This window comes from Variovorax sp. P4_D9 (genome assembly GCF_056401695.1).
On the sequence record NZ_JBFUIU010000770.1, the window covers coordinates 1 to 4,131 of the forward strand.

At 67.5% G+C, this 4,131-nt stretch carries 5 protein-coding genes; all 5 read right to left on the bottom strand.

The features are described 5' to 3' along the window. A partial coding sequence (locus AC1DY5_RS44755) for a phosphatase PAP2 family protein (RefSeq protein WP_478120841.1) occupies positions 1-514 on the bottom strand: 514 nt, incomplete at its 3' end. Between the two features lie 83 nt (positions 515-597). Next, positions 598-1,662 carry an NAD(P)/FAD-dependent oxidoreductase gene (locus tag AC1DY5_RS44760; RefSeq protein ID WP_478120842.1) on the bottom strand — a complete coding sequence of 355 codons (1,065 nt, stop codon included), beginning with the start codon at positions 1,660-1,662 and terminating at the stop codon, positions 598-600. After that, the gene (gene fdxA / locus AC1DY5_RS44765) at positions 1,620-1,949 is read right to left on the bottom strand and encodes a ferredoxin FdxA (RefSeq protein ID WP_158719560.1); all 330 of its coding nucleotides are present in this window, start codon (positions 1,947-1,949) and stop codon (positions 1,620-1,622) included. Before fdxA ends, AC1DY5_RS44760 begins: the two co-directional genes overlap by 43 nt. A gap of 43 nt (positions 1,950-1,992) precedes the next feature. Then, positions 1,993-3,327 carry a sulfate adenylyltransferase subunit 1 gene (locus AC1DY5_RS44770; RefSeq protein ID WP_478120843.1) on the bottom strand — a complete coding sequence of 445 codons (1,335 nt, stop codon included), beginning with the start codon at positions 3,325-3,327 and terminating at the stop codon, positions 1,993-1,995. Beyond that, the coding region (gene cysD / locus AC1DY5_RS44775; protein ID WP_478120844.1) for a sulfate adenylyltransferase subunit CysD at positions 3,327-4,131 on the bottom strand (805 nt) is incomplete at its 5' end. The genes AC1DY5_RS44770 and cysD, both read right to left, overlap by 1 nt.

Sequence of the window (4,131 nt, forward strand, 5' to 3'; positions counted from 1 at the left end):
CCCCAGAACAGCGCCGTGACCACGCCAACGCCAGCCCGGCCGGGATGTCGAGCGGAAAATGCACGCCGACGTAGTTGCGCGCCCAGCCGGTGACGAGCGCGATCGCGAAGATCGCCAGTCCCATCCGCCGCAGGCCGGGCCGAAGGAGCATCACCAGGGCCAGTGTGAACATTACCGCCGCATGGGCGCTGGGCAGGGAGCCCCTGGCCCCGTGCGCGATGTAGCTCGGGCTCAGCCCGGCGACGAAGGGCCCCGGCAGATGGGTGGCATTGGCCAGCGCGTGCGTCGCGACAGCAGCGACCGCCGCAGCGACCAGGTCCGCCATCGCGTAGCTGCGTTGCGCCGGCTGGCGCCAGGCGACGCCCGCAAGAAGGGCCAGGCAGACCCAGGACGACCGCTCGGCGATCCAGCTCGCGAACCACAGGAGCTGCGCGTTGGGCGCATAGCTCGCCGCGATCCTTTGGATGAGGGCGAGGTTGACTATTGCATGGCGCCGATCCCAAGACCCGGGCATGTCGCCACCATGAACACCGCATTCACGCCCGGTTCAGGGTTGAAGGAATGCGTGTGCAGGGCCGAGCCAAGCGGATGCGGAGATCAATGCGAGACGCCGAGCAGCGTGTGCAGCCTCGTGCTGGTGGTCGTGTATTGCAGCGGAATCGACTTGTCGGGAAACACGATGGCCGTTGCGCCCCAGGCCGCCAGCGTGGCTTCGTGGAAGCCGCAGACGATCAGCTTCTTCTTGCCGGGATAGGTGTTGATGTCGCCGACCGCGAAGACGCCGCGCTCCCGGGTCTCGTACTTCTCGGTGTCGACCGGCACCTGCTTGCGTTCGAGGGCCAGGCCCCAGTCGGCGATCGGTCCGAGGCGCGGTGAAATGCCGAGGCAGCCGATCAGGACGTCGAAAGGYAGCGCGACCGTGCGCGCATCGGGCGTGGCGACCTGCAAATTCGAATCGTCGAAGCCCGAAGGCTGGCCGACCTGCAGGCCGACGACGCCGGCCGCGATGCGTTCGCGCAGGGCGGCGACGGTGGCGTCTTCGGCCTGGAACACATCGCGGCGGTGGACCAGCGTGACTTGCTTCGCGATCGGCACGAGTGCCAGGGCGGTGGCCAGCGCGGTATCGTCGCCGCCATTGACCACCACCACGCGTCCGGCAAAGTCGTCGAGCGCATCGGGGTGGTAGAAGAGCCGGGTTCCCTCGAGCCGATCGATGCCTTCGACCGCGATCCGCTTGGGCACGAAGGCGCCCACGCCGGCGGCGATGAAGACGGTCCTGGCCAGAAAGGAATTGCCGCGCGAAGTGCCGAGCAGCAGCCGGTCGTCGTCCTGGCGTGCCAGGGTCGCGACCTGTTCGCCGAAATGGAACTGGGGTTTGAGCGGCGCGATCTGCTGCAGCAGCGATTCGGCCAGGCCGCGGCCGGTCGTGACGGGCGTGCCGGGGATATCGTAGATCGGCTTGTCGCCGTAGAGCGCGACGCACTGTCCGCCGGCCCGGGGCAGGGCGTCGACGATGTGGCAGGAGATTTCCAGCAGGCCGAGCTGGAAAGCCTGGAACAGCCCGACCGGACCGGCGCCGATGATCAGCGCGTCGGTTTCGATCGGCGCAGCTGTCGTGCTCAGCGCACCAGCTCCCCGATCTTGTCGGTCTTGTCTTTCCACTCTTCGGCGTCGGGCAGCGCGGGCTTGCGCTTGGTGATGCTCTTCCAGCCGTCGGCCAGGGCCAGTTCGGCATTGAGCTTGATGAAGGCCAGCTGATTGGCCGGCAGGTCTTCCTCGGCGTAGATCGCGTTGACCGGGCACTCGGGGATGCAGACCGCGCAGTCGATGCACTCGTCGGGATCGATCACCAGCATGTTTGGCCCTTCACGGAAGCAGTCGACCGGACAGACGTCGACGCAATCGGTGTATTTGCAGCGGATGCAGGATTCGGAGACGACGTGGGTCATGGTCTTTGGCTAACGGAAGGAATGATCGGGAAAACCCCGAATTTTAGGCCTTTGCGGCGGCGGGCCGCACCAGCACGGCCGCCGAGGTCCGGTGCGAGGCGGTATCGACCAGGATCAGCGAACCCAGGGTGCGCGATTGCGTGAAGGGCAGCACGGCCAGCGGTTGCTGCAACGAGAAAACGACGTCGCCGATCGCATTGGCCTCCAACTGGTCGGTCGGCTCGGCATCGAGGGTCGTGATGTTGACCCGGTCGACGATCCGCGCCACCTTGGCCTTGACCCAGCGATGGCCCTGAAGGGCCCAATAGACGCGGCCGGCCACCAGCGGTTCGTCGTCGAGCCAGGCGACCGTGGCGGTGATCTCGCGCACCGGCTCGAAGGCATCGGGTGCCAGCAGCCAGTCGCCGCGCGAGACATCGAGTTCGCGGTCGAGCACGATGCCAGCGCTGTGGCCCGCGTGCACGGCCTTCGGTTCGCGAGTGTGGCTCAGCACCTGCGCCACGGTGGCGTGCTGGTTGCTCGGCAGCACGGTGATGCGCTGGCCGGGCTCGATGTGCCCGCTGGCGACCCGGCCCCAGAACACGCGGCGGCCACGCGAGGTGTCGGCCGAGGCCGAGAACTTCTCGACCCACTGCACCGGGAACGCGAAGGGCACGGCCTCGTCCTGCGCGGTGACCGGCAGTTGCTCGAGCAGTTCGAGAAGGCTGGGGCCCTTGTAGCCGGCCCAGTCCCGGTGGCGCGAAGCCACGTTCCAGCCCTTGAGCGCCGAGATCGGCACCGTGGCGGCGACCTGCACGCCGGCGGCTTCGGCGAAGTTCGAGAGCGCCTCCGAGATGCGTTCGAAGGCCAGTTCGGCATCGTCGATCGCATCGAGCTTGTTGACCGCGAAGACGATCGACTGCACGCGCAGCAGATGACACAGCAGCGTGTGGCGGCGGGTCTGCGGCAGCAGCTCGCGCCTGACCACTTCGCCGTCGCCGACTTCGCCGGCCCAGGCCAGCTTGGTGGCGTCGACCAGCACCACGGCGGCGTCGGCGCTCGATGCGGCCGTGACCATGTTGCGCGTGTACTGCTCATGGCCCGGCGCGTCGCCGATCACGAACTTGCGATGGGCAGTCGAAAAGTAGCGGTAGGCGACGTCGATCGTGATGCCTTGCTCGCGCTCGGCCGAGAGGCCGTCGGTGAGCAGCGCCAGGTCGGTCTCGCCGCCGCGCTGGACGCYGGCCAGCTGGTCCTGCAGCACGGTCTTGCTGTCGACCAGCAGGCGCCCGATCAGGGTGCTCTTGCCGTCGTCGACGCTGCCGCAGGTGATGAAGCGCAGGGCGGCGCCGGTCTCGGCTTGATGGGCTGTGATCGCCGGAGAAGTGGTGCTCGTCATCAGAAGTAACCGTCTTTCTTTCTCTTTTCCATCGACGCTTCGGAGGTCTTGTCGTCCATCCGCGTGGCACCGCGTTCGCTGACATCGGCCGCCAGCGTCTCGATCACCACGTCGCCGGCGTCGGCCGCGAGGCTGTCGACCGGGCAGGTGCAGGTGATGTCGCCGACGGTGCGGAAGCGCACGTCGCGCACCTCGACCTGCTCGCCATCGCGCGGCGGCGTGAGCTCGGTCACCGGCACCAAGAGGCCGCGGCGTTCGACCACTTCGCGCTGGTGCGTGTAGTAGATGGAGGGCAGGGCGATGTTCTCGCGCTCGATGTATTGCCAGACGTCGAGTTCGGTCCAGTTCGAGATTGGGAACACGCGAAAGTGCTCGCCCGGTGCCAGGCGGGTGTTGAACAGCGTCCACAGCTCGGGCCGCTGGTCCTTGGGCTGCCATTGGCCGAAGCTGTCGCGGTGCGAGAAGATGCGCTCCTTGGCGCGCGCCTTCTCCTCGTCGCGGCGGGCGCCGCCGATCAGTGCATCGAAACGGAATTCCTCGATGGCCTCGAGCAGCGTGACCGACTGGTGCACGTTGCGCGATTCGCCCGGGTGCGCGAGGCGCACCGTGCCGCGCTTCATCGAATCCTCGACATTGCGCACGATCAGCTCGGCGCCGAGCTCCTTGGCGCGGGCGTCGCGGAAGGCCGTCACTTCGGGGAAGTTGTGGCCGGTGTCGATCATCAGCAGCGGGTACGGGATGCGGCCGACGCCGAAGGCCTTCTCGGCGCACTTCAGCAGCACCAGCGAATCCTTGCCGCCCGAG

Excerpts from the sequence above, each read along its gene's own strand:
- fdxA (WP_158719560.1), bottom strand. The coding sequence starts at position 1,949 with ATGACCCACGTCGTCTCCGAATCCTGCATCCGCTGCAAATACACCGAT.